Consider the following 26,292-nt stretch of genomic DNA (forward strand, 5'->3'; position numbering starts at 1 on the left):
TCGCCCAAGCCTTCATGCTGGTGAGACGATGGTGCCGTGAACGATGCCGATAACACCCAAAATTCTGCTGCCCAGCCTCTGGAAGAGCGCGTCAACAACCGCTCCCAGCGGCCCAGTTCCGACGCCTTCAAGGCCTTCATGGCCAGCAACTGGGCGCCGTCCAGCCAGGAACTTCCGGCCCGTGACGCCGTCGCCGGCCACGCCGCGACCCGGCGCAAAGCCATCTCCGACCAGTTCAAGGGCGAACGCCTGGTCATCCCCGCCGGACCGCTGAAGGTGCGCTCGAATGACTGCGACTACCGCTTCCGTCCGCACTCGGGCTTCGCGCACCTCACCGGGCTTGGCCTTGACCACGAGCCGGACGCTGTCCTGATTTTGGAACCCGTTGAAGAAGGTAAGGGCGACGACGGCGGCAACCACCGCGCCGCGCTTTACTTCCGGCCGCTCGCCGGGCGCGACACCGAACAGTTTTACGCCGACTCACGCTCAGGCGAGTTCTGGATCGGCGCACGTCCCACGCTCGCTGAGTTCGAAGCCCGCCTCGGCCTTGCCACGGCACATATCGACCAGCTCGAAACGGCCATCACCAAGAACGTGGGCGCCCCTGAAATTGGCGGCATCTCCATCCGCCTGGTCCGCAAGGTGGACGAAAACATCGACGCCCTTGTGGACACCGCCCGGTACAACACCGCCAAGGACCCCGACAACCTGGACCTCGCCGTCCTCGACGCCCTCGACGAAAAGCTCAGCGAAGCGCTCTCTGAGCTGCGCCTGCTCAAGGATGAGTGGGAGATTGAGCAGATGAAGCTCGCAGTCGCCGCCACCGTGGAGGGGTTCGAGGAAGTAGTCAAGGCATTGCCCCGGGCACTGACGCACGTCCGCGGCGAACGCGTCGTGGAGGGCGCCTTCTTCGCCCGCGCCCGGGAGGTGGGTAACGAGCTCGGCTACGACACCATTGCTGCCTCGGGCAACAACGCCACCGTCCTGCACTGGACCCGCAACACCGGAAACATCAACGCCGGTGAGCTGCTGCTGCTGGACGCCGGCGTGGAAGTCGACTCGCTGTACACCGCCGACATCACGCGGACCCTGCCGGCGACCGGGGTGTTCTCGGAGGTCCAGCGCAAAGTGTACGAAGCGGTGCTCGACGCAGCGGATGCCGGCTTTGCTGCCGCTCAGCCAGGAACACGGTTCCGTGACATCCACACCGCCGCCACGACGGTCCTGGCCGAACGCCTCGCGGAGTGGGGCCTCCTGCCCGTTACCGTCGAAGAAGCGATCAGCCCCGAGGGCCAGCAGCACCGCCGCTGGATGCCGCACGGAACCAGCCACCACCTTGGCCTCGATGTGCACGACTGCGCCCAGGCCAAGCGCGAGCTGTACCTGGACGGCATCCTTACCGAAGGCATGGTGTTCACCATCGAACCCGGCCTGTACTTCAAGGAAGAGGACCTCGCCATTCCCGCTGAATACCGGGGCATCGGTGTGCGGATCGAGGATGACATCCTGATGACCGCCGGGGGCCCGGTGAACCTCAGCGCCGCCCTGCCGCGCAAGGCGGACGACGTGGAGGACTGGATGGCGGGCATCTACCGCGAGGCCGACGGCGCCAGCTAGGCACACCAAAAAGCGGGGCCACCGGAAAAAGTTCCGGTGGCCCCGCTTCTGTTTTTGGCTTGCTGCCTGGGAATTACTGCCGGAGATCATCCGGGCGCTGGTCGTCTGCCGGACGATGGTCCGCCGGCTGCCCGGCGTCGGCCTGTTCTGCCGAATGCCGCGCCGGTACGTGCGGCGCCGGGGACTGCCCGGCGTCGGACGCCTCGCCCGCGGGACCCTGCGGAAGACGGACGCCGTACTGGGGCCGGCCGTCCGGCAGGTCGGGGTACCGCACCGCCCGCGCAGGTGACGGCGCAGGCTGCTGCTGATCGCCGGCGTCGGGCTGCTGCCCGGTTGGCGTTCCGTACGCGGAACTCCCCTGCACTGAAGACCCCGACGGCTGGTTGCCCGAAGACTGGCCGTAGGGGTCGTTCCAGCCCGAGGGACGGGCAGGACCCTGGCCCGGCTGCTGGTAGGGCTGGTTCTGGTAGTCCCGCTGGGTGTAGGGCCCGTTGCCCGCGGCCGCGTCCGAGCGGGTCATGGGCAGCTGCTGCAGCAGCCGGCGTGCCTCGTGGGCCGCCTCGGGCGAGACGACGACGTCATAGCTGGTGGCCACCACCTGGCTGGTGGAGGTGAAGTCGCGCTTTCCGCGCTGCATGGCGTAGGTGACGATGCCGAAGAGCATAAAGAACGCAGCGCCCATCAACACGGACGTCAGGATGGAGAAGTATCCCGGTGACGGCGCGAAGAAGGAGAGCATAACGCCCACGAACAGGCCGAACCACATGCCGCTCAGCGCTCCGGACAGAGCCACGCGCGGGTAGCTCAGGCGCCCCGTGACCCGTTCCACCATCTTCAGTTCGTTGCCCACGATGGATACCATGTGGACCGGAAACTGCTGGTCCGCGAGGTAGTCCACGGCCTTCTGCGCGTCAAGATAGGAAGTGTAGGAGCCCACGGTTTCGCCGGTGGGAACTGCGCGGGCTTCGTCCACGCCGTTGGGCCCGCCAGCTTTGGGAGCACCAAAAATGTTTGCCATAGTCCCATTCTTGCCCATGACTATGTGTGCCGCCTGTAAATTCAGCTAAAAGAGAGCAGACTCGGTAGCCTGTAGGAGTGAGCACAACTCCTACCCGCGTCTTTGTGGCGCGCCTGCTGGGCCTGGACGTCTTTGACCCGCTGGGCGACCGGCTGGGCCGGCTGCGTGATGTTGTTGTGCTTTCCCGCGGCGCCCAGGGCGCCCCGCACGTGGTGGGCATCGTGGTGGAAGTACCCGGAAAGAAGCGGGTCTTTGTGCCCATGACGCGGATCACCTCCATAGACCAGACCCAGATCATTTGCACCGGCCTGGTAAACCTGCGCCGCTTCGAGCAGCGCGGCGCCGAAACACTGGTGGTCGCGGAAATGTTCGACCGCCGCGTCACGCTCCGGGACGGCAGCGGTGATGCCACCATCGAAGACATTGCCATGGACCAGCACCGCTCTCGCGACTGGTTCGTCAGCAAGCTCTTTGTCAGGCGGGGCCATTCCCTCTCGCCGCTGAGCCGGCTCCGCCGTAACGAAACCCTCATCATTGACTGGGCGGACGCCCTGCAGGGCCCAAGGACCGAACCGCAGGCTGCCACCCAGTTCGTGGCGAACCACGAAGACCTCAAGCCCGCGGACTTCGCCGAGGCTCTCCAGGAGATGAGCGACAAACGCCGCTTCGAGGTGGCCAGTGAGCTGCAGGACGAACGCCTGGCGGACGTCCTCCAGGAACTGCCTGAGGATGACCAGGTGGAGATCCTGTCCGCCCTGGACGTCCAGCGTGCTGCAGACGTGCTGGAGGAGATGGACCCCGACGACGCCGCCGACCTCCTTGGCGAGCTTCCCTCCGCGCAGGCGGAGGAACTGCTCCAGCTGATGGAGCCCGAGGGCGCGGAGGACGTCCGGCGCCTGCTGGAATACGACGAGGACACCGCCGGCGGCCTGATGACCCCCGTACCCGTCATCCTGCCGCCTGAGGCCACGGTGGCCGAGGCACTCGCCCATGTGCGGCGTGAGGAACTTTCCCCCGCGCTTGCCTCATCCATCTTTATTGCCAGGCCTCCGCTGGAGACCCCTACCGGGCGCTTCCTCGGCGTCGTCCACATCCAGCAGCTGCTCCGGTACCCGCCGTTCGAGCCGCTGGGGAACCTGGTGGACAAGAACCTGGAGCCGCTGTCCGACCAGGCCCACATCAGTGAGGTTGCAAGGACCCTGGCTACCTATAACCTGAACTCCCTTCCGGTGGTTAACGACGCCGGCCGGCTTGTGGGGGCGGTGACTGTCGATGACGTTCTGGATCATCTGTTGCCGGATGACTGGCGCGCCCATGATGGCGAAGCCCCGATAAGAAGGCTCGGTGGCCGCATTGGCTGACAGCACTGCTCCGAAGAACCCCAACCAGCGTCTGCCTGCCAAGGCTGCGGCGAAGGGCAGCCTGGACACCCCGCTCAGTGGGCGCCAGCGGATCCTGCCCAAGTTCTCCCCGGATCCGGACGCCTTCGGCCATGCCACCGAAGGCTTTGCCCGTTTCATGGGTACGCCAACGTTCCTGGTTTACATGACGGTCTTCGTGGTCATTTGGCTGGCCTGGAATACATACGCGCCCCTGGACTGGCAGTTCGATTCCCGCGACCTCGGGTTCACCCTGCTGACCCTGATGCTGTCCCTGCAGGCGTCCTACGCCGCTCCCCTGCTGCTGCTGGCGCAGAACCGCCAGGACGACCGCGACCGCGTCTCGCTGCAGCAGGACCGCCAGCGCGCCGAACGCAACCTGTCAGACACCGAATACCTCACCCGTGAACTGGCTTCACTCCGGATCGCGCTGCGCGAAGTGGCAACCCGTGACTACGTCCGCGCGGAGCTGCGCTCTCTCCTCGAAGACATGCTGGAAGCCCAGGAAGAGCTCCGGACCCACGATCCTTCCGGGCAGGGCCAACACGAATCCCCACGCGACAAGGTACGCGAAAAGCTTAAGGAACAGCGTGACCGGCAGCGGAACCCCCGCACCCAGCAGATTCCCCGGGTCAGGCCCGGGCACTCCACCCAGGACCGCTAAGGAGTACCACATCAACAGCACTTCCATGGACGGGGCGGTCCACGCCGCCCTGGCCACGGTCATCGATCCCGAACTCCGCCGCCCCATCATCGAGCTGGGCATGGTGGAGTCCGTCGACGTCTCCGTGGACGGAAGGGTCAACCTGGTTGTCCTGCTCACCATCTCCGGCTGCCCGCTGCGGGACACCATCACCGCCGATGCCACTAAGGCCCTGTTGGCAGTACCGGGGGTATCCGCCGTCGACGTGGAGCTCAAGGTGATGACCCAGGACCAGCGTGATGCCCTCAAGGAGCTGCTGCGGGGTCCCGGCGGCCGGCGCGGCATCCCTTTCAACGAACCCAACTCGCTCACCAAGGTCTACGCGGTGGCCAGCGGCAAGGGTGGGGTGGGAAAGTCTTCGGTGACCGTTAACCTTGCCTGTGCCCTGGCGGCTCAAGGGCTTCGGGTAGGAATTGTGGACGCCGACGTTTACGGCTTCTCTGTTCCGGCGCTGATGGGCATCAGCCAGGCGCCCACCCGGGTGGACGACATGATCCTTCCGCCGGTGGCCTACGGCGTGAAGGTGATTTCCATTGGGATGTTCGTCAGCGGCAACCAGCCCGTGGCCTGGCGCGGGCCCATGCTGCACCGCGCCCTTGAACAGTTCCTGACCGATGTTTACTTCGGCGACCTGGACGCGCTGTTCCTGGATCTGCCACCCGGCACGGGCGACATCGCCATCTCGGTGGCCCAACTGCTGCCGAAAGCCGAAATCCTGGTAGTCACCACGCCCCAGGCCGCCGCGGCCGACGTCGCTGAAAGGGCCGGCGCCATCGCCACCCAGACAGGGCAGTCAGTGGCCGGCGTTATCGAGAACATGTCCTACCTGGAAATGCCCGACGGCGGCAGGATGGAACTGTTTGGCAGCGGCGGTGGGGCGGTCCTCGCCAAACGGCTGACAGCCACCGTGGGCTCCGACGTACCGCTGCTGGGGCAGATCCCGCTGGACATCCAGCTGAGGGAGGGCGGCGACACTGGGGTACCGATCGTCCTGGGCCAGGCAGGAACACCGGCGGCGGAAGCGCTTTCGGGCATCGCCGGCAGGCTGGCGTCCAAGCCGCGGGGCCTGGCCGGGATGAAGCTGGGGCTACAGCCCCGCTAAGGCCTTCCCCCGGCATGGTTCTGCCTTGCTAGGTGGCTTCCGTGTCGAAAGGGGCCGCCTCGCCGGCGGGCAGCGTTTGGAGCACACGCCCGGGCCGCTTCCGGGCGGCGGTGTCAGCCTCCGCTACGGCGGCGGCGCCGGCGACAGCCGCAACAGCAGCAGGCGCCCCGGCGCTGACAGGCTTGGTGTCATCGTCCAGCAGGGCTTCCTTGATAATGCGCCGGGGATCGTACTGGCGGGGGTCGTACTTCTTCCAGTCGACATCGTCGATGTCGATCCCCACTTCTTCCTTGATCTGTTCGCGCGCGCCGGAGGCCATGCGGCGGAGTTCCTTGACCAGGTTGGCCAGTTTCTGCGTGTATTCGGGCAGCCGCTGGGGACCGATCACGAGGACGCCAATGATCAGCAGAAGAAAGAACTCCGGGCCGTTGATTCCAAACACTTTAGGAAGATTACCCTCTCCGGGCTGCCAGTGACGATTCGCGTCCGCAGGCTGCGGGAACGGTCCGTTTTACTGCGTAAATGCAGCCGCGATCCTGTTCATGCCGCGCTGCAGGCGTGCGCCCACCGCTTCAGGCTCCCCCGTCTGCGGACCGTCCAGCACGTGCGCCGTAATACCCCTTCCGGCCTGTTCGCTGAGGCGCTGCAGTATGGGAAGGGCATCGTCGGCCTGTTCCGCGGGAAGGTTGGAGACATAAGTGAAGGTGCGGCCCTGGGTCCGGTAGGTGGCCGACCAGGGCGAAGAATTTAGGACCCGCAAGGGAAGATCTTCCTGCCCTGCACCTTGATCAGCTGCTGCTTTATCCTCGGGGCCGTGCCGTTCGGTAACGGTGGCGTAGTGCGTCCCGTCGGAAAGCTTCAGCTCGACGGCGGGACCGCCCTCAAGCACCACCGCTTTCGCCGACTCCAGATGGAATCCCATCGCCTCAAGCTCCGGGCATACCCAGCCTTCCGAGCGCAGGCCGGACAGCCGTTCGGCGCTCAGCGCCCTGCCGTCCGCCGGGGTCTGTGCAGAGACCTGGGACAAGGTGGCGGCTGCTTCGGCACCTGCCGGGGAGGGATCACCGCCCGCGGCGAAAGCACCGGCGGCAAGAACACCGGCAGCAGCAACAGTGCCTCCCGCTGCGAAGGCTAGCATCCTGGCCGCGGCCCATCGCGGCTGATGCTGCGCGGCGGCAGGCGGCGGCTCGGCAGCCAGCTCCCGGGTCCTAACCAGAAGCCGGGCAGTAAGGTCATCGCTTGCCGGCGGTATGGGCGCATCCCGGAGCCGTTCCAGGTACTGGCGCTCCCGGCGCACGGCAGAAGCGCACTCGTCGCAGGACCGGATATGGCTGGCGGTGCGCTGATGCCTGCGGCCGAGCGGAAACTGGGGCCTCATGCGCCGTTCAGAGGATGCCGGCAATGCGCGGCAGCGACAGTTTCGGCCTGGACTGGTGCGGACGCGGGTCGCGGTGGGCCAGCTTCTCGCGGAGCATGGTGCGCCCACGGTGGATGCGGGAGCGCACGGTGCCGAGCTTCACCCCGAGGGCTTCGGCAACCTCGTCGTAGGACAAACCTTCAAGGTCGCACAGAACAACAGCGGCCCGGAAGTCCGGCGGAAGTTCCTCAAGCGCGGCCTGGACATCGAGGTCCAGGTTGTTGAGCTCGAAGCTCTGCTCCGGCCCCGGTTCCCGCCCGGGAATCCTGGATTCGGCGTCCTCTGCAAGGGCATCGAACCGGATACGTGTTTTCCGCCGAGCCTGGTCCAGGAAGAGGTTGGTGGTGATGCGGTGCAGCCAGCCATCCAGCGTTCCGGGCTTGAAATTCTCCAGCGAACGGAAGACGCGGACAAACACTTCCTGGGTGAGGTCCTCGGCGTCGTACTTGTTACCGGTCAGGCGGTAAGCCAGCCGGTAGACCTTGGCAGAGTGGTTGGTGACCACTTCTTCCCAAGTGGGGCGGACCCACTCGCCCTCGGGATTGTTTGCTGCAGGGACAGGTGCCACAACTGGTGATGACATCGTCCACTCCCCTCGTGGAATGCTAACGCCCGGATACTGTTGACATAGTTGATTCGGCGCCGACCACCCTGTGGATGAGCGGATAATAATCATTTCAAATCTGTCTGGGAATTTCCTGACTGCAGGACAACTTCAGCCGTGGGCGCAACAGCCCCGCTTCCCGGCTGTTGTCCCACGACCCAGTAGGCTGTAGAGGACCACTCCCCCTGCCGCCCAGAAAGCGAACATCCATGAGCGCCGACAAGTCCACCAGCTGGTCCTACGCAGAAGATCTGCCCGCTGAGGATGAGGTCATGCTGCGGGCGCGGGAGCGGTCTTTCGAACTGGGCGTCACGCCCGTCGGTCCGGGCGTCGGTGCCGTCCTGACCGTGCTGGCGGCCTCGTCCAAGGCGCATACCGCCGTCGAGATTGGAACGGGCGCCGGCGTGTCCGGCGTCTGCCTGCTCCGCGGCCTTGGTCCGCAAGCCGTCCTCACCACCATCGACGTTGACGTTGAACATCTCAAAGCCGCGCGGGAGGCCTTCTCGGAAGCCGGCAGCCCGGCCAACCGGACCCGCACCATTTCGGGCCGCGCCGGCGACGTCCTTCCGCGCCTGACAGACAGGGCCTACGACCTGGTGTTCATCGACGCTGACAAGCCGGGACTTCCCGGTTACGTGGAGCAGGCCATCCGCCTCCTCAAGCCTGCCGGACTGCTGATCATCAACGACGCGCTGGACAAGGATAAGGTGGCCAACCCGGCCGGCCGCGAGGCCAACACTGTGGTCCTGCGCCAGGTGGGAAAGAGCATTCGCGACGACGACAGGCTGGCGTCGGCCATGCTTCCCACTGGCGACGGCCTGCTGGTAGCAGTCAAAAAATAGGACAGGACCCGCAAGCCAAAGGCTTGCAGGTCCTGTCCTGCACAATTATTCCGTGACGCCGACCAGGCATTCCTTGAGGTTGGCCGCTTCGGCAGGGTTCAGTTCGACCACCAGGCGCCCGCCGCCTTCGAGCGGGACGCGCATGATCAGGCTGCGGCCCTCCTTGGTGACTTCCATTGGGCCGTCGCCGGTGCGTGGTTTCATAGCCGCCATGAGGAATTCCCCTCCATTAGTCCCAGGACTGATCAGCCCGGGTGGGCTGTGTCCGCATGTAGATCAAGCTGCCATGGCGGAGCGATTGGACACCGCCACGGCTGCACGTACTCTGAATGCTTTTTGTCCTTGCTTACTTACCATTATCGCGGAATTACCCGTCCGTAGCTAATTGATGGATATTTACGGACCGGTCTAATTTCCGTCCTGACCTGCAACGAAGCAGGAATTGCTATGGCGGATAATCACCGCCGCCGGGCAGTGGCGCCCATGCCCACAGCCACACGATCCACACTATCTGCAGCAGCAGGAACATCACCACGACGGTTCCCCGGTAGGCCCTGGAGCGGGACACGAGGGCGGCGCCCAGTGCCAGCGGGAATAGCGGCAGCAGCATGCGAAAAGTACTTGTTTGCGGGTGCAGGAACGTCATCAGGTAGCCCATGTAGCAGGCGCACCACAGGCGGAGTTCGACGCCGAGTTGGACCACCGGGGGCACGTACAGCACCGCGGCGAAGAGTGCCACGAAGACAAAGGGAGCAAGCAATCCGAGCACCGGGCCGAAGAGGTCGACGCCGGTGTCGAACCATGGCTTGAACGGGACCAGGTCGTGCCCCCGCCACGCTGTTTCGGTTTTGGTGTAGGCCCGGATATCTCCGGTGGCCGCCCATGCTGCGGCGGGCCATGCCAGGGCGGACACTCCTGCCACGGCAGTGAGCGCGGTGAGGGTCGCCAGTTCGCGCAGCGAGTGCGGCTGCGGCATTGCAGCGGTTGTTTCGCCGCGTCCGAAGCGCTGCCCGGTGCGGTACAGCAGGAGGAAGCCGAGCATCGCAGCGAACGGTACACCCACCGGACGGGAAAGGCACAGCAGCACCACTATGGGGATGGCCCACAGGTACCGTCGCCGGACCACGAGCAGCAATGCTGACGACAGCAGCAACATGGACAACGGCTCAGCGTAGGGAACCTGAAGGATGGCGGACACAGGGAATACGGCAAAGAAGGCCACCCCCCACAACGACGGACCGTGTGCTGCCTTCTGCCGGAAAAGGACGTAGACCACCAGGGCAGCCGCCAGGCCGGACACCATCGCGATGATGGTCAGCGAAGCGGCAGGTGCCAGGCCGGTAAGCCTGCTGAGCCCCCCGGCCAGGGAGGGGTACAAGGGGTAGAACGCCCAGGCATTTTCCTGGACCCTGCCGGTCCCGTCGGTGGGAAGTGTCACCGGGTAGCCGCTGGTAATTATTCGGGCGTACCAGCCTGCGTCCCAGATGTTGATGAAATTCCAGTAATCGGGCTTGGCGGGGAACCAGGGGTTGGGTCCCTGGTGCAGGGCTGCAGCCATGAAGATACCGGCGCTGATGAACCGCGCCATGACATAGATGGCCGAAACCTGGAGCCACCAGGGCCAGCCACGGAGCGTTTCGCGGGAGCGGACGGCGAGCGCCTGGACGGACGCTGAAATTCCTGTTCCCCGACGGGTAGCGGTGCTCACGCGCGATCTTCTCCGGCCCCGGATCCTGCGCCGGCCTGCCCAGCGGCTTCGGCGGTGGCAGGCTTCGCGTGGTCCCCGGTGGAGGGTCCCGCTTCTTCCAATGCCTGCAGCCGGGCCTTCAGGCTTTCCACTTCGTGCCGGCTTGCCGCAAGCTGGTCCCTCAGCTCATCCAGTACCTGGTCCACCTGGTCCATCCGGTAGCCCCTCAGCCCAAGCGAGAACCGCACACGGTCAACGTCCTGGGGCGCAGCATTGGCCGGCAAGAGGATCGGCGGGAGGTTGGCGGGGGGCTGCTCGAATCCGCCGTCAAGCAGGGCAGGCAGGGTGCGGCCGCCGGGCGTCCCGGAACGGCTCCCTGTGCCGGCCCATAGAACGGCGCCGATCAGGGCCACGGCGAGGAAGACCAGGAAAAAAGTCACTACCCCATCGTGCCAGACCCTGCCGCCTTCGCTACTCCGGGCGCTGTTCGCCGTTCAGTGAGGGGGTAATGCCCCCTTGGAGCACCCGGTCCACCGCTTCCGCGGGGTCATCCACCACCTGGATCAGGTCCAGGTCCTTCTCGGAGACCATGCCCTCAGCCACCAGGGTTCCCCTGATCCAATCGATCATCGGGCCCCAGAACTCGACGCCCAACAGCACAATCGGGAAGGACGTCACCTTCCGCGTCTGCACCAGGACCATGGCCTCGAAGAGTTCGTCGAGCGTTCCAAGGCCGCCCGGCAGGACGATGAATCCCTGGGCGTACTTGACGAACATTGTTTTGCGGGCGAAGAAGTACCGGAAGTTGATGCCAAGGTCCACCCATTGGTTCAGGCCCTGCTCAAACGGCAACTCGATGCCGAGTCCCACGGACACCCCGTTGCCCTCCACGGTGCCGCGGTTGGCCGCCTCCATGGACCCAGGACCGCCTCCGGTGATGACGGCGACCCCGGCCTCAGCCAACTTGCGTCCCACCTCGACACCCATCTCGTAGTACGGGCTTCCAGGTTTGGTCCGGGCGGAACCGAAAACGCTGACCGCCTTGCCGATGTCCGCAAGTGCTCCGAAACCCTCGACGAATTCACTCTGGATCCGCAGGACACGCCACGGATCGGTATGGACGAATTGCCCCGGGCCCTTGGTATCAAGCAGATGCTGGTCGGACATCTCTACGGCGGCCTGTTTGCGGCGCAGTTCAAGGGGGCCTTTACGGCGCGGCTGGGAGTTCTTGGCCGGATCTGCATTGATGCTCATTCCCCTAGGCTAACCTCCCGTTGCAGGTATCTCTTGAATCACGATCCGCAGGAACCTGGGGTGATTCGCGTCATAAGCTTGTGTTCTTCGCTAGATTCTTCCTATGACTACTCATGTGCCCGGCGATGCCCTCGTCTCCCTGAACGCCGTAAATAAGCATTACGGCCAGCTGCACGTTTTGAAGGACATCAATCTGCAGGTCCGCAAGGGCGAGGTTGTTGTGGTCATCGGGCCGTCCGGCTCCGGTAAGTCCACCTTGTGCCGCGCCATCAACCGTCTGGAAACCATTGAAGGCGGCACTATCAGCATCGACGGAAAGGTCCTTCCGGAAGAAGGCAAGGAACTCGCGCAGCTCCGTGCCGACGTCGGAATGGTCTTCCAGTCCTTTAATCTCTTCGCGCACAAGACCATCCTCGAAAACGTCACCCTCGGCCCCGTCAAGGTCAAAGGCGTTGCGAAGGCAACCGCGGACAAGGACGCCATGGCGCTGCTTGAACGCGTGGGCGTCGGCCACCAGGCACCGAAGCTTCCCGCCCAGCTGTCCGGCGGCCAGCAGCAGCGCGTTGCCATCGCCCGGGCCCTGGCCATGAAGCCCAAGGTCATGCTGTTTGATGAGCCCACGTCGGCGCTGGATCCCGAGATGATCAACGAGGTCCTGGACGTCATGATCCAGCTGGCCAAGGAAGGCATGACCATGATCGTGGTAACCCACGAAATGGGGTTCGCGCGCAAAGCCGCGGACCGCGTGGTCTTTATGGCGGACGGCCAGATCGTCGAGGACGCCACCCCCGAGGAGTTTTTCACCAATCCCAAGAGCGAGCGCGCCAAGGATTTCCTCTCCAAGCTGCTCACCCACTGAAGACCAAACGAACAAACACTCTCAGTTCGCACTCAGGCCGTGACCCACGGCCATCAATGAAAGGAATGTCATGAAGGCATTTATGACCCGGCGGAAGTCATTCTTCGTGGCGGCTACCGCTGCCCTCGCCCTGTCCCTGAGCGCCTGCGGCGGAGGCGGCGCCGGCACCACCAGCGACCCCACAGTGGCGGAAAAGCCCAGCTTCGCAGCCGGCACCACCATGGAGAAGCTCGCTTCGGCCGGCACCATCAAGATCGGCACCAAGTACGACCAGCCGCTCTTTGGCCAGGTGGGCCTTGATGGCAAGCCTGTGGGCTTCGACGTCGAAATCGGCAAGCTGATCGCCGCCAAGCTGGGCATCGCCGCTGACAAGATCGAATGGTCGGAAACTGTTTCGGCCAACCGCGAGCCGTTCATCGAGCAGGGCAAGGTCGACCTGGTCATCGCCACGTACACCATCAACGACAAGCGCAAGCAGGTTGTCAGCTTCGCCGGCCCGTACTACGAAGCCGGCCAGGCCCTGATGGTGAACAAGGACAACGACACCATCAAGACCCCCGAGGACGTCAAGGGCAAGAAGGTCTGCTCGGTGACGGGTTCGACGCCGGCCGCAACCATCGTGGACAAGTACGGTGCAGAGCTGGTCCCGGCTGCCACATACTCGGCCTGCCTCGAGCCGCTGCGCAACAAGCAGGTTGAAGCCGTCACCACCGACAACGTGATCCTCGCCGGCTTCGTGGACAAGGAACCGGACGCCTTCAAGCTCGCTTCCGACGAAACCTTCACCAAGGAGCCCTATGGCATCGGCCTGAAGAAGGACGACACCGAGTTCCGCAACTGGATCAACGACCAGCTGGAATCGTTCCAGGAGGACGGGTCTTACAAGGAAGCCTGGGAAGCCACGGCGGGTTCAGTCATCAAGACCGCTCCTGAGCTGCCCGAGCTTGACCGTTACTAGGTAACTTAGTGGTTGCCGGGGCTGCCCAGCGGCTCCGGCAACCACTGTTTCCACTCCCGTCCACGCCCACAGCCAAAGGATCCAATGGACGTCATCCTTGAAAACCTCCCCCTGTACTGGAACGGTTTTCTCCGCACACTCTTCCTTTCCGCAGTTTCCGGGGTCATCGCACTGGTGCTCGGTACCCTGCTCGCAGCAGCCAGGGTTTCCCCGGTGGCTGCGCTCCGCGGCTTCAGCACCGTCTACGTGGAAGTCCTCCGCAACACACCGCTGACCATCGCCTTCTTCTTCGCTGCAATCGTCCTTCCCCGGCTCGGCGTGAAGTTCGAGCAGTTCGAGATTGCAGCGATCATTGCGCTCAGTACCTACACCGCAGCGTTCATCGCCGAAGCTGTCCGCTCAGGTGTCAACAGTGTTCCGGTAGGCCAGGCCGAAGCCGCGCGCAGTATCGGCATGAACTTCGGGCAGGTCCTGAACCTCATCATCCTGCCGCAGGCCCTGCGGACGGTTGTCCCGCCGCTGATCAACATCCTGATCGCCCTGGTGAAGAACTCCTCTGTGGCAGGCGCCTTCTTCGTCCTGGAACTGTTCGGCTACGGCCGGCAGCTGGCCAACGCCAACGGTGACGCCGTGATCCCCGTCCTGCTGGGTGTTGCGTTCTTCTATCTGCTCCTCACCGTTCCGCTGGGCATCCTGGCCAGCACGGTGGAACGAAAGGTGGCGATTGCCCGATGAGCTCTGTCCTCTACGACGTTCCCGGCCCCAAGGCCCGCCGGATCTCCCTGATCGGTTCGGTCGTGGGATCCCTGCTGATTTTGGGTTTGCTGGCCTGGATCATCATGACCTTCGCCGAACAGGGCATTTTCGAAGGCCGCCGCTGGCAGATCTTCACCCGCGCCGATGTCTGGACGCTCCTGGGCAACGGCCTGGGTGCAACGCTGAGCGCAGCGGCACTGGCGGCAGTCATCGCCTTCCCGCTGGGACTGCTGCTGTGCCTGCTGCGCATTTCCGATGCTGCCTTCATCCGGATTCCGGTCCGGGTGGTGCTGGAATTCCTGCGCGGCATGCCCGTGGTCCTGATGATGCTGTTTGTCCTTTTGGGCTTTGGCACCTCGCCGTTCATCGCCGTTGTCACCGGCCTGGTGCTCTACAACTCGGCAGTGTTCGCCGAAATTATCCGCGCCGGTATCCAGTCCCTGCCGAAGGGGCAGCGTGAAGCCGGCCTGGCCATCGGCCTGACCAGCTTCAAGTCCCGCCTGCTGATCGAACTTCCCCAGGCAATCCGGCGGATGATGCCTTCGCTGGTGGCCCAAATGGTGGTGCTCCTGAAGGACACCTCGCTGGGCTACATCGTGGCGTACGGCGAACTCCTGCGCGCCGTCCAGGTAATGGCCGACTTCCTGGGCACGCAGTTCCTGTTCCCCATCTTCTTCGTGGCCGCGGCGATCTACATTGCCATTAACATCTGCGTCTCACGCATCGCGGTGTGGATCGAACGCCGCGGTTCCAAGAAGGCGGCCGGCGGCGTGGCCAAGGCGGAGCCGGAAAAGGCCGAAGCCCCCGTTCCCTGACAGCTCCCACTTCTCAAGCAGCGATGGCCCGGACCGTTTGGTCCGGGCCATCGCCGTTTTAACTTCAGGCCGCGAGCCAGTCCTGCAAAGCCTGCAGGCATTTCCGGACGGCATCGGCGTGGACGTGTTCGTTGTCCTTGTGCGCCAGCAAGGGATCACCCGGCCCGAAGTTCACCGCCGGGATTCCCAGTTCGCTGAAACGCGCAACGTCGGTCCAGCCGTATTTGGGCTTGGGCTCGGCTCCCACTGCGGCAACGAAGGAAGCGGCTGCAGGATGCTGGAGGCCGGGGCGCGCACCGGCGGCCGCATCAGTCCGGACGACGTCAAAGCCGGCCAGGAGTTTCCGCACCGCGGCTTCGGCCTGGTCCGGGGTCTTGTCGGGGGCAAAGCGGTAGTTGATTTCCACCACGCAACGGTCCGGAATGACATTGCCGGCAGTGCCGCCGTTGATTTTCACCGCGTTCAGGCTCTCGCGGTATTCCAGTCCGTCCACAATGACGGTGGCCGGTTCATAGGCTGCCAACCTGGCCAGGATCGGTGCTGCGGCATGGATGGCGTTGCTGCCCATCCACGCGCGGGCGGAGTGGGCGGCCTCCCCCACCGTTGTTGCCTCGAACCGGCTGGTACCGTTGCACCCGCCCTCCACCGTGCCATCAGTGGGTTCCAGCAGGATGGCGAAGTCACCGTCGAGCAGGTGGCCGTGGTTGCGGACCAGCCGGCCCAGGCCGCTCTTGACTGCTTCAACTTCCTCGTGGTCGTAGAAAACAAACGTGACATCCCGCTTTGGCAGCGCGCCGCCGTCGAACATGGTGGCGGCCAGGGCCAGCTGAACGGCAACGCCGCCCTTCATGTCCGTTGCGCCGCGGCCATATAGGATTCCTTCCCCTGGGACGCCGGAGTCCCAACTGGACGGGACCGTACCCCTGGACCCTTCGGTCAACGGCAGCGGAACCGTGTCGAGATGGCCTGCCAGGATGACCCGTTCAGGGCTTCCCAACTCCGTGCGGGCAATGATTGAGTCGCCGTCCCGGACAACGTGCAGTTCCGGAATGGCCAACAGGGCCCCCTCGATGGCGTCAGCCAGGGCGGCCTCATTTCCGGAGACGCTGTTGATGTCCATGATGGCGGCCGTGAGGAGCGCAACGTCCTGGCGCAGGTCGAGTGGAAGAGTGGAGGGTCCCGGGGCGGTTTCGGCAGTCACGAAGCCAGTCTAGTTCGGAGGAGGTCCGTAGCCGTCGATAGACTGGGACCATGACTGAGACTGCTTCCTCCGCTGTGCCCGAGACCCAGAACGCCTCCACCGAAGAACGCTCCGCCTACGGCTTTGGCGTGGCCACCGTTGCCTCTGCCAGGGGCAAGGAAACAGGTGATGCCACTGTCCTGGATGTCTGGTTCCCGGCCCCGGCCCTTGGTGTTGCCGCGGAAAACCTGCGCGCCGTGGAGAACGCAGACGACGCCCTCGCCCGCATCGCCGAAGCCGGCACCGACGAGGACCGCGGTACCGAACAGAAAGTGGTCTTTGTTCAGATCAACCTCGATGAAGCCCCGGCCGATACCGCCGACGCCTACCTCCGGCTGCACCTGCTCTCGCACCGCCTGGTCCGGCCGAACACCATCAACCTGGACGGCATCTTCGGCAAGCTCCCGAACGTCGTATGGACCAACTTCGGGCCCGCCCCCGTGGAGGACTTCGAACTGACGCGCGCCCGCCTGCGCCGCCGCGGGGCAGTCACCGTGTACGGCATCGACAAGTTCCCCCGCATGGTGGACTACGTTGTTCCCACGGGCGTCAGGATTGCCGACGCCGACCGTGTGCGCCTGGGTGCCCACCTGGCCGAAGGCACCACCGTGATGCACGAAGGCTTCGTCAACTTCAACGCCGGGACGCTGGGCACCTCCATGGTTGAAGGCCGGATTTCCGCCGGCGTGGTGACCGGCGACGGCAGCGACGTCGGAGGCGGAGCGTCCATCATGGGCACGCTGTCCGGCGGCGGCAAAGAGAAGATCACCATCGGCGAGCGGGTCCTCCTGGGTGCGAACTCCGGCGTCGGCATCAGCATCGGGGATGATTCGGTGGTGGAAGCCGGACTCTATGTCACGGCAGGAACGCGGGTGCGGGTACCCGGTCCCAAGGACGAGGTGGGAGAAGACACCACCAAGATCGTAAAGGCGGCAGAACTCTCCGGCGTCCCGAACCTGCTGTTCCGCCGCAACTCCACCAACGGCGCGGTGGAGGTCCTCCCCCGCGCAGGCCAGACCGTGGAATTGAACGACGCCCTGCACGCCAACTGATACCTATGGCACGAAGCCGCGGCCTGCGCCGCTTCCTGGTGCTGCTGCTGGCCCTCACACTGGTGGCAGGCGGCGCTTATGCGGCAGTGTTTTTTGTGCAGCGTTCCGAGACCCTCGTTTCGGAACGCTGCACCGCCGTCGTAGGTGGCGGAACGGCAGAGCTGGCACCTGACCAGGCGGTGAACGCTTCCCTGATCACCGCCGTCGCCGTTCAGCGCGGGCTTCCGCCCCGGGCGGCGAGCATAGCACTGGCCACGGCAATGCAGGAGTCCAAGCTCCGGAACATCGCCCACGGTGACCAGGCGGGCCCGGATTCGCGCGGGCTGTTCCAGCAGCGCCCCTCGCAGGGCTGGGGAACAGAGGCCCAGGTGATGGACCCGTACTACGCCACAAACGCCTTCTACGATGCTCTGGTACGGATTCCGGGCTATGAGTCGATGGAGATCACCGAAGCAGCGCAGCGGGTCCAGCGGTCCGCCTTCCCCACCGCCTATGCCCAGCATGAACAGATGGGACGGTTTTTTGCCTCCGGCCTGTCGGGCCAGACACCCGAATCCGTGCAATGCACGCTCCGTTCCCCCGCTGCTGCCGGGGACCCCGGTGCCGTGTCAACGGAACTGGCGCAGGCCTACGGTCCACTGGGCACTGCAGTGGAGGGCGGGACATTGGTAGTGGAAGCCAGCGGCAGCCAGGCATGGTCGGTGGCGCATTGGGCGGTTGCCAACGCCAAGGGCTATGAAGTCACACAGGTGGAGGTGGCCGGACGCAGCTGGGACCGTGAAGACCGGAACGGCTGGCAGGAGTCCTCCGCTGCTGACGGGCAGGTAAGGATTACGGTTTCACCGGCAGGCGCCAGAAACTGATTCCGCTGGCGGCCGGGCTATGCCAGGATTTCCACCACGGGCTGGACGTAGCTCCGGAACAGTTCCGGCTGGCTCATCAGCTGGTGGCTCATGATGATTTTGTCCGGCTCCAGGTACCACGCGCGCTGCTCATTCAACGGCAGCTCGATGATGGTGAGCTTAAAGTCGCGGGCGTCCCGCCCTACCTCCAACAGCCTGTCATCCACCATGTCCTCCAGCAGTTGGTCCGCGCCCATGGCAGCGCGCTCCGCTTCCAGCTCCGCGTATTCGCTCCTGCGCTCCCGCGCCCAGGTGAGGGCGGACCCGAAGTGCGCCTTGAGTACGCGCTGCAGGGCCGGAGAATTGCCAAAGGCCTCGAAGTCCGGCGGTGACAGCTCCGGTGACGTTTGCGGATGGGCCTTGAGGAGCTGCGCCCACCATGCCTCCCACTCAGTCTTGAGCACACTCAAACCGCCAACGTCCGCGGTGAGGTGGCTGTGGTCCGCCTGGCGGATTTTGGGAGCAGCGTGGGAGAGGGCCGGGTGGCCGGCGCCGTCCAGCCCGGCTGCATCGCGGACATACAGGGCAATCATCATGGGCCCGGACGTGTCGGTGGTGATTTGCCACCCGGAACCGCCTGTTTGGTGCATCCGAAATCCTTCCCTGGCGTGCTGTTACCGGGCCTGTTGATCCGGTTCCACGCCCCCGGTTATCAGTCTATTCCCCCGCGTTGCCGACGTTAACGGCCCTCATGGCACCAGCCCGTCCAGGTGCCGCTCCAGGACATCGAAGCAGATTTCGGGGGTCATCCAGCCAGGTTGGAGCAGGGCATGCATGCACAACCCGTCCACTGTCGCCAGGAGCCTTTCCGCCTCCACCACCAGCGATTCCTCCGGCTCATATGCCGGCAGCAGCGTGGTGATGGCGCGTCCCATCAGCGCCGCAACTTCCCGGTGGCTGCGGTCCGCCTCTGCTGACAGGAACGGCCTGATCCTTGCGGCGTTGCGGAAGGCCATCCACGCACAGGTTTCCACGGCCCGTTGTTCATCCAGCGGCAGAAGTTCGCCCAGGAGTGTTAAAACCGCACTGCGGTGTTCCGCGCTTGCCGGCGGGTACTTCTGCAGGGCGGGCATCGCCTGGTTCAACCTGGCCACGATGGTGTCGATGACCCTGGCGAACGCATAGATGAGGAGTTCCTCGCTGCCGGCAAAATAATGGCGGACGGACCCCACGGCGAGCCCGGCCTCGTCCGCCACTTCGCGCAGCGATGCCCCTTCGAGCCCGTCGACGGCGATAATGCGGCAGACCGCCCCCACCACATCCTGGCGCCGTTCTTCGGCGTTGACGATTTTAGGCACTCCACTTTTTAGCACATGCGTGCTCCTTCAACCGCCCAACCCGCCGCCTGCGCGCTCGGCGGCTTGTCTGCCGGGCACGACCAGGACATAACGGGAAGAAAAGTGCCCGTGTGGGATAGCGTTGGAGGCATGAAAATTCTGGTCACAGGGGGCACCGGCTATATCGGTTCCCACACTGTTTTGTCCCTGCAGGAAGCCGGCCATGACGTGGTGGTCATCGACAACCTGGTCAATTCCAGCGAAGAGTCGCTTCGGCGGGTAGCGGAACTGACCGGCAAGACCGCCCAGTTCCACGATGTTGATTTGGTGGACGAAGCCGCCGTAGAGCAGGTTTTTGCGGCCAGCACGATTGACGCGGTCATCCACTTCGCCGGACTGAAAGCCGTGGGCGAGTCCGTTCGTGAGCCGCTCAAGTACTACTACAACAATTTGGTGGGGACCCTTAACCTCATCCGGGTGATGGACCGGCACAACGTCCGCTCCATTGTATTCAGCTCCTCAGCCACCGTCTACGGCGAGCACAACCCCATCCCCTATGTGGAAAAAATGGAGATTGGAGCCAACAACCCTTACGGTCGCACGAAGGAACAGATTGAGGACATCCTTTCGGACCTGGGATCGGCAGACAGCCGCTGGCACATCGCCCTGCTGCGCTACTTCAACCCTGTGGGGGCCCATCCTTCCGGCCGGATTGGCGAGGACCCGCAGGGCATCCCGAACAACCTGGTACCCTTCATCGCCCAGGTGGCAGTGGGCCGGCGCGAAAAACTGATGGTGTTCGGTGGCGACTATGACACCCCGGACGGTACCTGCCTGCGCGACTACATCCACGTTGTCGATCTTGCCGAAGGCCACGTGGCCGCCCTCAACCATGTTGCCGACCGCGCCGGTGTCTTCCGCTGGAACCTTGGTTCGGGCAAGGGCTCTTCGGTCCTGGAGGTTTTGCGCTCCTTTGAGAAGGCTGTGGGCAAGCCCATCCCCTACGAGATCACGGGCCGCCGCGCCGGCGACCTGCCGGCCTTCTGGGCCGATGCCACTTCCGCCCTGGCGGACCTCAGTTGGTCCACCACCAAGACCGTGGACGAGATGTGTGAGGACCACTGGCGCTGGCAGAAAAACAACCCGCAGGGCTACTCGGCCTGATAACGGCAGGCCCAAGTGATGCGAACGGCCGCCCACCTCTGCGAGGTAGGCGGCCGTCGTCGTACTTCAGGGCGTTCCGTCAGCGGGCAGGGTAGTCCCGCTCGGGCTCACCGATGTAGAGCTGCCGGGGGCGGCCGATCTTGGTGTTCGGGTCGGTGATCATTTCACGCCACTGGGCGATCCAGCCGGGCAGGCGGCCGATGGCGAAGAGCACGGTGAACATCTTCTCCGGGAAGCCCATGGCCTTGTAGATCAGGCCGGTGTAGAAGTCGACGTTCGGGTAGAGCTTGCGCTGGATGAAGTAGTCATCGTTCAGCGCCTTCTCTTCCAGGCGCAGTGCGATGTCCAGCAGTTCGTCGTTGCCGCCGAGCTTGGTGAGGATCTCGTGGGCTGTGGCCTTGACGATCTTGGCGCGGGGATCATAGTTCTTGTAGACGCGGTGCCCAAAGCCCATGAGGCGGACGCCGTCTTCCTTGTTCTTGACCTTCTCCATGTAGTCCTCGGGCTTGGTGCCGTCGGCCTGGATCTGGCGGAGCATCTTCAGCACTGCCTCGTTGGCGCCGCCGTGGGCAGGCCCGAACAAGGCGTTGATGCCGGCCGAGACGGACGCAAAGAGGTTCGCGTTGGACGAGCCCACCAGGCGCACCGTGGAGGTGGAGCAGTTCTGCTCGTGGTCCGCGTGCAGGATGAGCAGGAGGTCCAGGGCCTTCGCAACCACCGGGTCCACCTCGTACTGCTCGGCCGGAAGCCCGAAGCTGAGCCGCAGGAAGTTCTCCACGAGGTTGTGGGAGTTGTCCGGGTACAGCATGGGCTGGCCGATGGACTTCTTGTGCGCGTAGGCAGCGATCACCGGGAGCTTGGCCATCAGGCGGATGGTGGAAACCTCCACCTGCTCAGCGTTGAACGGGTCCAGCGAGTCCTGGTAGAACGTGGACAGCGCGGATACGGCCGAGGACAGGACCGGCATGGGGTGCGCGTCGCGCGGGAAGCCGCCGAAGAAGCCCTTGAGCTCCTCGTGCAGCAGCGTGTGCCGGCGGATCTTCTGGTCGAATTCGTCCAGTTCCGTGGGCGAGGGCAGGTTGCCGTAAATCAGCAGGTAGGACACCTCAAGGAAGCTGGAGTGCTGGGCCAGCTGCTCGATGGGGTATCCGCGGTAGCGCAGGATGCCCGCATCGCCATCAATGTAGGTGATAGCCGAGGTTGTGGCTGCTGTGTTCATGAAGCCGGGGTCAAAGGTGACTGCGCCCGTCTGCTTCAGCAGTTTGGAAACGTCGTAGCCTTCGTTCCCTTCAACAACCTGGATACGCGGCAGCTTAAGCTCGCCTCCTGCGTGGTGCAGGGTCGCAGCATTGTTGGTCTCAGTCATGGAGTCCCCTTCATGAGGCTTCTGGGCCTCTGTCGAAAGCTTGATCCAACATCAGGTGAGCCGCGCACGAAGCCTGAGAACACAGGTTCCAACACCCGGGCTGCCTTCTTGTAGAAAGCCACCATTGATAGTCAGTTAAAAGCTACCGCTCCTTGGCGGGTGCCACTAATCCGCGACGATCAAAAAAGCCCGAAAACGCCGCCTATGTGGCGCGAGTCACAGGTTTGTTACGGGGCGTCGGCCAGCCGGGCCACTGCAGCGTCAATCCGTTCGTCCGTTCCGGTCAGGGCAACCCGGACGTAGCCGTTGCCCGCCTCCCCGTAGAAGACTCCGGGGCCAACCACGATGCCGCGTTCCGCCAGCCGCGCCACAGTGTCCCAGGTACTCTCTCCGGCCGTGGACCATAGGTAAAGCCCGGCGTCGGACTCCTTGATTTCCAGCCCAAAATCCAGCAGCGCCGGGACCAGCCGCCCGCGGCGTCCCCGGTACAGGTCCTTCTGCGCCTCCACGTGGGCGTCGTCCCCCAGCGCCACCCGCATGGCTTCCTGTACCGGGTATGGAACGATCATTCCGGCGTGCTTTCGGCTGTTCACGAGGTTGGGCATCAGGTCGGGATCACCGGCAACGAAGGCCGCACGGTAGCCGGCAAGGTTGGACTGCTTGCTCAGCGAGTAAACGGCGAGCAGGCCCTGGTGCGAGCCTCCCGCCACCCTTGGGTCCAGGATGCTGGGGACCGGCTGCCCGCCGCGCTGCACGTCCCAGCTTCCCCAGCCAAGTTCCGCATAGCATTCGTCCGACGCCACCACGGCACCGAGCTCGCGGGCCTGCACCACGAGCGCCCTCAGGGATTCAACACCCCTGACACTGCCGGTGGGGTTTCCGGGGGAATTGACCCAGATCAGCCGGACACGCGAGCGGGTGGCGTCGTCGAGCTCATCCAGGTTGTCAGTTGCCACGGAAGTGGCGCCGGCGAGGGTGGCGCCCATGTCGTACGTCGGGTAGGCAACCTTGGGACGTACGACGACGTCGCCCGGCTTCAGCCCCAGAAGCAGCGGCAGCCACGCCACCAGTTCTTTGGACCCCACTGTGGGCATGATGTTGCGCGGGTCAACCCCCGCCACGCCGCGGCGCCGTTCAAACCATCCGGCGATGGCCTCCCTAAGGGCCGGGGTGCCGTGGACCGTGGGGTATCCAGGGGCATCCGCGGCGGCCTTTAGGGCATCCTGGATCAGGGCGGGAGTAGGGTCCACCGGCGTTCCGATGGACAGGTTGACCGCTCCGCCGGGATGCTCCGAGGCCTTGGCAAGATACGGCGCCATCGCCTCCCACGGGTAGTCGGGCAGGTCAAGGCCGAACGTATTCACTGCTGCGGTCACCGTTCCTGCCGGCGTCAGTGGTCTTGGTTCTGCGGGGGCAGCGCGGCAATCATGGGGTGGTCCTTGCCGGTGTTGCCGATCTTGGCGGCACCGCCCGGCGATCCCAGGTCATCGAAGAACTCCACATTGGCCTTGTAGTAGTCAGCCCACTCATCCGGGGTGTCGTCCTCGTAGTAGATCGCCTCAACCGGGCAGACCGGCTCGCAGGCGCCGCAGTCCACGCATTCGTCCGGATGGATGTACAGCGAACGCTCACCCTCATAGATGCAGTCGACCGGGCACTCTTCAATACAAGCCTTGTCCTTGACATCTACACACGGCTGCGCGATTACGTACGTCACGTCCCTGGCCTCTCCACGTTGGTTCCGGCATCCCGCCGGCACTTGCATCCGGCAGCTGGCCGGACCCTGACATCTGAGCCTATTATCTCCCGGCCCATTCCCGCGAACCTAGCCGGGCCGCCTAGTATGAACTGGTGAGTCACGCCCCACCTTCGCCCGCCCGGTTTCTCTCCGCCGCCGAGGCCGGCACGCGGGTGGTGGTGCGCTACCGCATCGAGGGCGGCCTCACGGATGCCCTCGGCCATCTAATCTCGTGCGCCGCCGGTGCCTGCACCGTCCGCACCCGGCAGGCCGACGTCGTCATTCCCCTGGACCTGGTTGTGGCAGCCAAGGAAGTCCCCCCGGCGCCGGAGCGGCGCCGGCCACGCGGCTGAGACAACCCTCGTGACGCAGGTGCTGCCGCTGAGCACCGAACCCGGGTGTCATTGCGCAGAGCTGTACGTTGCAAAGGCTTAGAGCCCGTTAACGGCAAAAGCTGCCGGTTCGACGGCGGGATGCCCCTCCGTTGAACCGGCAGCTTTTGGCGGTGGTGCTTATTAGACCTTCGCGCGGGCGCGGTTGGCCTTGGCACGCTCGTTGGTGTCCAGGATGACCTTGCGGATGCGGATGGCTTCCGGGGTCACCTCGACGCACTCGTCCTCGCGGGCGAATTCGAGTGACTCTTCCAGCGTGAGATCGCGCGGCGGGGTGAGGTTCTCGAAAGTGTCCGAAGAAGCTGCACGCATGTTGGTGAGCTTCTTTTCCTTGGTGATGTTGACGTCCATGTCGTCGGCGCGGGAGTTCTCGCCCACGATCATGCCCTCGTAGACCTCAGACGTGGGCTTCACGAAGAAGGAGCCGCGTTCCTGCAGGTTGATCATGGCGAACGGCGTCACAACGCCGGCGCGGTCAGCGATCATCGAACCATTGGTGCGGTACTCGATCGGGCCGGCCCAGGGCTCGTAGCCTTCAGAAATTGAGGCGGCGATGCCGGCGCCACGGGTGTCCGTGAGGAACTTGGTCCGGAAACCGATTAGGCCGCGGGCCGGAACGATGAACTCCATGCGGCACCAGCCGGTACCGTGGTTGGCCATGTTGGTCATGCGGCCCTTGCGGGCTGCCATGAGCTGCGTGACGGCGCCGAGGTACTCTTCCGGCACGTCGATGGTCATGTGCTCCATGGGCTCATGGATCTTGCCGTCGATGGTCTTGGTAACCACCTGCGGCTTGCCCACGGTCAGCTCGAAGCCTTCGCGGCGCATCTGCTCAACGAGGATGGCCAGGGCCAGCTCGCCACGGCCCTGAACTTCCCAGGCGTCGGGACGCTCGGTGGGGAGAACCTTGATGGAGACGTTACCGATCAGTTCCTTGTCCAGGCGGTCCTTCACCTGGCGGGCGGTGACTTTGGCGCCCTTGACCTTGCCGGCCAGCGGCGAGGTGTTGATACCGATGGTCATGGAGATCGCGGGATCGTCCACGGTGATCAGCGGCAGCGGCTGCGGGTTTTCCGCATCCGTCAAGGTCTCACCGATGGTGATTTCCTCGATGCCGGCGACGGCGACAATCTCACCGGGGCCGGCGGATTCGGCCGGGACGCGGTCCAGTGCCTTGGTGGCCAGCAGTTCGGTGATCTTGACGTTTTTCAGCTCACCGTTTGCGCGTGCCCAGGCAACGGTCTGGCCCTTGCGCAGGGTGCCGTTGTAGATGCGCAGCAGTGCCAGGCGGCCCAGGAACGGGGAAGCGTCCAGGTTGGTGACATGCGCCTGCAGGACACCTTCCGGGTTGTAGGTGGGTGCCGGGATGTGCTCAATGATGGTCTTGAACAGCGGCTCGAGGTCCTCGTTCTCGGGGGCGGTGCCGTCGGTGGGCTGCTCCAGGGAGGCGCGGCCAACCTTGGCGGCAGCGTAAACCACGGGAACTTCGAGGATCTTGTCCAGGTCCAGGTCCGGAACTTCGTCGGCCAAGTCAGAGGCCAGGCCGAGGAGAAGGTCCATGGACTCGTGGACAACTTCCTCGATGCGGGCATCGGGGCGGTCGGTCTTGTTGACCAGCAGGATGACGGGAAGGTGTGCGGCCAGGGCCTTGCGGAGCACAAAGCGGGTCTGCGGCAGCGGACCTTCGGAAGCGTCAACGAGGAGGACGACGCCGTCAACCATGGACAGGCCGCGCTCAACCTCGCCGCCGAAGTCGGCGTGGCCGGGGGTGTCGATGACGTTGATAGTGATGGTCTCGCCGTTGGAGGACGGACCGTTGTAGGCCACCGTGGTGTTCTTGGCCAGGATGGTGATGCCCTTTTCGCGCTCGAGGTCACCGGAGTCCATCACGCGGTCTTCGAGGTGGTTGTGCTCGGCAAAGGAGTTGGTCTGCTTGAGCATGGCGTCGACCAGGGTGGTCTTGCCGTGGTCAACGTGGGCCACAATCGCGACGTTGCGGAGGTCACTGCGTGATGCAGTGGCTACCGCAGTGTTGGTGGTGGTTTCAGACATGCGTAATGGCTCGATTCAGTGGTGAAAGTCAGCTGTTGTATCGCGACATTTCCAACTGGAACGCACGACGGATCAGGCCCTTTGCACAGGGCGCCTTC

At 64.4% G+C, this 26,292-nt stretch carries 28 protein-coding genes; 13 read left to right on the top strand and 15 right to left on the bottom strand.

Annotation, left to right across the window (positions count from 1 at the left end; genetic code table 11):
• The first annotated feature begins 36 nt into the window (after positions 1-36).
• Complete coding sequence (locus AC5RTE_RS13075; RefSeq protein ID WP_494041833.1) at positions 37-1,617, top strand: aminopeptidase P family protein; 1,581 nt, start codon at positions 37-39, stop codon at positions 1,615-1,617.
• A 73-nt stretch (positions 1,618-1,690) separates the two neighbouring features.
• Here the strand turns inward: AC5RTE_RS13075 and AC5RTE_RS13080 are convergent, their stop codons facing one another.
• A complete protein-coding gene (locus AC5RTE_RS13080) occupies positions 1,691-2,635 on the bottom strand; it encodes a YflT domain-containing protein (RefSeq protein WP_494041834.1) in 945 nt (314 codons plus the stop codon).
• A gap of 77 nt (positions 2,636-2,712) precedes the next feature.
• Between AC5RTE_RS13080 and AC5RTE_RS13085 the strand changes: the two genes are divergently transcribed.
• Genes AC5RTE_RS13085 through AC5RTE_RS13095 form a run of 3 tightly spaced genes read left to right on the top strand, consistent with a single transcriptional unit; the run spans position 2,713 to position 5,819 of the window.
• Complete coding sequence (locus AC5RTE_RS13085; protein WP_494041835.1) at positions 2,713-3,996, top strand: magnesium transporter MgtE N-terminal domain-containing protein; 1,284 nt, start codon at positions 2,713-2,715, stop codon at positions 3,994-3,996.
• A complete protein-coding gene (locus AC5RTE_RS13090; RefSeq protein ID WP_494041836.1) occupies positions 3,980-4,678 on the top strand; it encodes a DUF1003 domain-containing protein in 699 nt (232 codons plus the stop codon). The genes AC5RTE_RS13085 and AC5RTE_RS13090 overlap by 17 nt, the downstream gene beginning before the upstream one ends.
• 25 nt (positions 4,679-4,703) lie before the next feature.
• Positions 4,704-5,819: an Mrp/NBP35 family ATP-binding protein gene (locus AC5RTE_RS13095; RefSeq protein WP_494042027.1), complete on the top strand. Its 1,116-nt coding sequence runs from the start codon at positions 4,704-4,706 to the stop codon at positions 5,817-5,819.
• A gap of 28 nt (positions 5,820-5,847) precedes the next feature.
• Here the strand turns inward: AC5RTE_RS13095 and AC5RTE_RS13100 are convergent, their stop codons facing one another.
• The 3 genes from AC5RTE_RS13100 to sigE form a co-directional block, all read right to left on the bottom strand.
• Complete coding sequence (locus tag AC5RTE_RS13100) at positions 5,848-6,261, bottom strand: twin-arginine translocase TatA/TatE family subunit (protein ID WP_494041837.1); 414 nt, start codon at positions 6,259-6,261, stop codon at positions 5,848-5,850.
• Positions 6,262-6,330: 69 nt separating this feature from the next.
• The gene (locus tag AC5RTE_RS13105; RefSeq protein ID WP_494041838.1) at positions 6,331-7,197 is read right to left on the bottom strand and encodes an anti-sigma factor; all 867 of its coding nucleotides are present in this window, start codon (positions 7,195-7,197) and stop codon (positions 6,331-6,333) included.
• A 7-nt stretch (positions 7,198-7,204) separates the two neighbouring features.
• Positions 7,205-7,819, bottom strand: a complete 615-nt coding sequence (gene sigE, locus AC5RTE_RS13110; RefSeq protein WP_494041839.1) for an RNA polymerase sigma factor SigE — start codon at positions 7,817-7,819, stop codon at positions 7,205-7,207.
• 230 nt (positions 7,820-8,049) lie between these two features.
• Here sigE and AC5RTE_RS13115 point away from each other — a divergent pair, with 230 nt between their 5' ends.
• Positions 8,050-8,682 carry an O-methyltransferase gene (locus tag AC5RTE_RS13115; protein ID WP_494041840.1) on the top strand — a complete coding sequence of 211 codons (633 nt, stop codon included), beginning with the start codon at positions 8,050-8,052 and terminating at the stop codon, positions 8,680-8,682.
• 45 nt (positions 8,683-8,727) lie between these two features.
• Here the strand turns inward: AC5RTE_RS13115 and AC5RTE_RS13120 are convergent, their stop codons facing one another.
• The 4 genes from AC5RTE_RS13120 to AC5RTE_RS13135 form a co-directional block, all read right to left on the bottom strand.
• Positions 8,728-8,895, bottom strand: coding sequence for a DUF3117 domain-containing protein (locus AC5RTE_RS13120; protein WP_494041841.1), 168 nt, complete (start codon positions 8,893-8,895; stop codon positions 8,728-8,730).
• 232 nt (positions 8,896-9,127) lie between these two features.
• Positions 9,128-10,390 carry a hypothetical protein gene (locus tag AC5RTE_RS13125; protein ID WP_494041842.1) on the bottom strand — a complete coding sequence of 421 codons (1,263 nt, stop codon included), beginning with the start codon at positions 10,388-10,390 and terminating at the stop codon, positions 9,128-9,130.
• Entirely contained in the window at positions 10,387-10,809 is a 423-nt protein-coding gene (locus AC5RTE_RS13130; protein ID WP_494041843.1) for a DivIVA domain-containing protein, read from the bottom strand. The genes AC5RTE_RS13125 and AC5RTE_RS13130 overlap by 4 nt, the downstream gene beginning before the upstream one ends.
• A 31-nt stretch (positions 10,810-10,840) precedes the next feature.
• Complete coding sequence (locus AC5RTE_RS13135) at positions 10,841-11,623, bottom strand: LOG family protein (RefSeq protein WP_494041844.1); 783 nt, start codon at positions 11,621-11,623, stop codon at positions 10,841-10,843.
• Positions 11,624-11,726: 103 nt separating this feature from the next.
• Here AC5RTE_RS13135 and AC5RTE_RS13140 point away from each other — a divergent pair, with 103 nt between their 5' ends.
• From AC5RTE_RS13140 to AC5RTE_RS13155, 4 genes are all read left to right on the top strand, one after another.
• Positions 11,727-12,482: an amino acid ABC transporter ATP-binding protein gene (locus AC5RTE_RS13140; RefSeq protein WP_494041845.1), complete on the top strand. Its 756-nt coding sequence runs from the start codon at positions 11,727-11,729 to the stop codon at positions 12,480-12,482.
• 70 nt (positions 12,483-12,552) lie between these two features.
• Positions 12,553-13,440 carry a glutamate ABC transporter substrate-binding protein gene (locus tag AC5RTE_RS13145; protein WP_494041846.1) on the top strand — a complete coding sequence of 296 codons (888 nt, stop codon included), beginning with the start codon at positions 12,553-12,555 and terminating at the stop codon, positions 13,438-13,440.
• 84 nt (positions 13,441-13,524) lie between these two features.
• Positions 13,525-14,175 (top strand): amino acid ABC transporter permease, encoded by a 651-nt coding sequence (locus AC5RTE_RS13150; protein WP_102974984.1) that lies wholly within the window; start codon positions 13,525-13,527, stop codon positions 14,173-14,175.
• Positions 14,172-15,011, top strand: coding sequence for an amino acid ABC transporter permease (locus AC5RTE_RS13155; protein ID WP_494041847.1), 840 nt, complete (start codon positions 14,172-14,174; stop codon positions 15,009-15,011). The genes AC5RTE_RS13150 and AC5RTE_RS13155 overlap by 4 nt, the downstream gene beginning before the upstream one ends.
• A gap of 64 nt (positions 15,012-15,075) precedes the next feature.
• Here AC5RTE_RS13155 and dapE read toward each other — a convergent pair whose 3' ends face one another.
• Positions 15,076-16,212 carry a succinyl-diaminopimelate desuccinylase gene (gene dapE / locus AC5RTE_RS13160; protein ID WP_494041848.1) on the bottom strand — a complete coding sequence of 379 codons (1,137 nt, stop codon included), beginning with the start codon at positions 16,210-16,212 and terminating at the stop codon, positions 15,076-15,078.
• Positions 16,213-16,262: 50 nt separating this feature from the next.
• Between dapE and dapD the strand changes: the two genes are divergently transcribed.
• Together dapD and AC5RTE_RS13170 are read left to right on the top strand one after the other, a co-directional pair.
• On the top strand, positions 16,263-17,303 hold the full coding sequence (dapD, locus tag AC5RTE_RS13165; RefSeq protein WP_494041849.1) for a 2,3,4,5-tetrahydropyridine-2,6-dicarboxylate N-succinyltransferase: 1,041 nt from the start codon (positions 16,263-16,265) through the stop codon (positions 17,301-17,303).
• A gap of 5 nt (positions 17,304-17,308) precedes the next feature.
• Positions 17,309-18,166, top strand: coding sequence for a transglycosylase SLT domain-containing protein (locus AC5RTE_RS13170; protein WP_494041850.1), 858 nt, complete (start codon positions 17,309-17,311; stop codon positions 18,164-18,166).
• 17 nt (positions 18,167-18,183) lie between these two features.
• Here the strand turns inward: AC5RTE_RS13170 and AC5RTE_RS13175 are convergent, their stop codons facing one another.
• Complete coding sequence (locus AC5RTE_RS13175) at positions 18,184-18,795, bottom strand: hypothetical protein (RefSeq protein WP_494041851.1); 612 nt, start codon at positions 18,793-18,795, stop codon at positions 18,184-18,186.
• A 99-nt stretch (positions 18,796-18,894) separates the two neighbouring features.
• Positions 18,895-19,503 (bottom strand): TetR/AcrR family transcriptional regulator, encoded by a 609-nt coding sequence (locus AC5RTE_RS13180; protein WP_494041852.1) that lies wholly within the window; start codon positions 19,501-19,503, stop codon positions 18,895-18,897.
• Between the two features lie 129 nt (positions 19,504-19,632).
• Between AC5RTE_RS13180 and galE the strand changes: the two genes are divergently transcribed.
• Positions 19,633-20,646: a UDP-glucose 4-epimerase GalE gene (gene galE / locus AC5RTE_RS13185; protein WP_494041853.1), complete on the top strand. Its 1,014-nt coding sequence runs from the start codon at positions 19,633-19,635 to the stop codon at positions 20,644-20,646.
• Positions 20,647-20,725: 79 nt separating this feature from the next.
• Here galE and AC5RTE_RS13190 read toward each other — a convergent pair whose 3' ends face one another.
• The 3 genes from AC5RTE_RS13190 to fdxA form a co-directional block, all read right to left on the bottom strand.
• Positions 20,726-22,012, bottom strand: a complete 1,287-nt coding sequence (locus AC5RTE_RS13190) for a citrate synthase (protein WP_494041854.1) — start codon at positions 22,010-22,012, stop codon at positions 20,726-20,728.
• 227 nt (positions 22,013-22,239) lie between these two features.
• Positions 22,240-23,388, bottom strand: a complete 1,149-nt coding sequence (gene dapC / locus AC5RTE_RS13195) for a succinyldiaminopimelate transaminase (protein WP_494041855.1) — start codon at positions 23,386-23,388, stop codon at positions 22,240-22,242.
• Between the two features lie 14 nt (positions 23,389-23,402).
• Positions 23,403-23,729 carry a ferredoxin gene (fdxA, locus tag AC5RTE_RS13200; protein ID WP_009356972.1) on the bottom strand — a complete coding sequence of 109 codons (327 nt, stop codon included), beginning with the start codon at positions 23,727-23,729 and terminating at the stop codon, positions 23,403-23,405.
• A gap of 134 nt (positions 23,730-23,863) precedes the next feature.
• On the opposite strand from fdxA, the gene AC5RTE_RS13205 reads away from it, so the two are divergent.
• Positions 23,864-24,103 (top strand): putative acetyltransferase, encoded by a 240-nt coding sequence (locus AC5RTE_RS13205; protein WP_494041856.1) that lies wholly within the window; start codon positions 23,864-23,866, stop codon positions 24,101-24,103.
• A gap of 162 nt (positions 24,104-24,265) precedes the next feature.
• Here the strand turns inward: AC5RTE_RS13205 and typA are convergent, their stop codons facing one another.
• Positions 24,266-26,194: a translational GTPase TypA gene (gene typA, locus AC5RTE_RS13210; protein ID WP_494041857.1), complete on the bottom strand. Its 1,929-nt coding sequence runs from the start codon at positions 26,192-26,194 to the stop codon at positions 24,266-24,268.
• Between the last annotated feature and the right edge of the window lie 98 nt (positions 26,195-26,292).

Source organism: Arthrobacter sp. K41 (assembly GCF_059089645.1).

What these genes read in the sequence shown, in the direction of transcription:
- AC5RTE_RS13105 (WP_494041838.1), bottom strand. Translation starts at nt 7,197, where the DNA reads ATGAGGCCCCAGTTTCCGCTCGGCCGCAGGCATCAGCGCACCGCCAGC.
- AC5RTE_RS13170 (WP_494041850.1), top strand. Translation starts at nt 17,309, where the DNA reads ATGGCACGAAGCCGCGGCCTGCGCCGCTTCCTGGTGCTGCTGCTGGCC.
- AC5RTE_RS13080 (WP_494041834.1), bottom strand. Translation starts at nt 2,635, where the DNA reads ATGGCAAACATTTTTGGTGCTCCCAAAGCTGGCGGGCCCAACGGCGTG.
- galE (WP_494041853.1), top strand. Translation starts at nt 19,633, where the DNA reads ATGAAAATTCTGGTCACAGGGGGCACCGGCTATATCGGTTCCCACACT.
- dapD (WP_494041849.1), top strand. Translation starts at nt 16,263, where the DNA reads ATGACTGAGACTGCTTCCTCCGCTGTGCCCGAGACCCAGAACGCCTCC.
- AC5RTE_RS13145 (WP_494041846.1), top strand. Translation starts at nt 12,553, where the DNA reads ATGAAGGCATTTATGACCCGGCGGAAGTCATTCTTCGTGGCGGCTACC.
- AC5RTE_RS13175 (WP_494041851.1), bottom strand. Translation starts at nt 18,795, where the DNA reads ATGCACCAAACAGGCGGTTCCGGGTGGCAAATCACCACCGACACGTCC.
- typA (WP_494041857.1), bottom strand. Translation starts at nt 26,194, where the DNA reads ATGTCTGAAACCACCACCAACACTGCGGTAGCCACTGCATCACGCAGT.
- AC5RTE_RS13140 (WP_494041845.1), top strand. Translation starts at nt 11,727, where the DNA reads ATGACTACTCATGTGCCCGGCGATGCCCTCGTCTCCCTGAACGCCGTA.
- AC5RTE_RS13155 (WP_494041847.1), top strand. Translation starts at nt 14,172, where the DNA reads ATGAGCTCTGTCCTCTACGACGTTCCCGGCCCCAAGGCCCGCCGGATC.
- AC5RTE_RS13120 (WP_494041841.1), bottom strand. Translation starts at nt 8,895, where the DNA reads ATGGCGGCTATGAAACCACGCACCGGCGACGGCCCAATGGAAGTCACC.
- AC5RTE_RS13190 (WP_494041854.1), bottom strand. Translation starts at nt 22,012, where the DNA reads ATGACTGAGACCAACAATGCTGCGACCCTGCACCACGCAGGAGGCGAG.
- AC5RTE_RS13095 (WP_494042027.1), top strand. Translation starts at nt 4,704, where the DNA reads ATGGACGGGGCGGTCCACGCCGCCCTGGCCACGGTCATCGATCCCGAA.
- AC5RTE_RS13135 (WP_494041844.1), bottom strand. Translation starts at nt 11,623, where the DNA reads ATGAGCATCAATGCAGATCCGGCCAAGAACTCCCAGCCGCGCCGTAAA.
- sigE (WP_494041839.1), bottom strand. Translation starts at nt 7,819, where the DNA reads ATGTCATCACCAGTTGTGGCACCTGTCCCTGCAGCAAACAATCCCGAG.
- AC5RTE_RS13150 (WP_102974984.1), top strand. Translation starts at nt 13,525, where the DNA reads ATGGACGTCATCCTTGAAAACCTCCCCCTGTACTGGAACGGTTTTCTC.
- AC5RTE_RS13115 (WP_494041840.1), top strand. Translation starts at nt 8,050, where the DNA reads ATGAGCGCCGACAAGTCCACCAGCTGGTCCTACGCAGAAGATCTGCCC.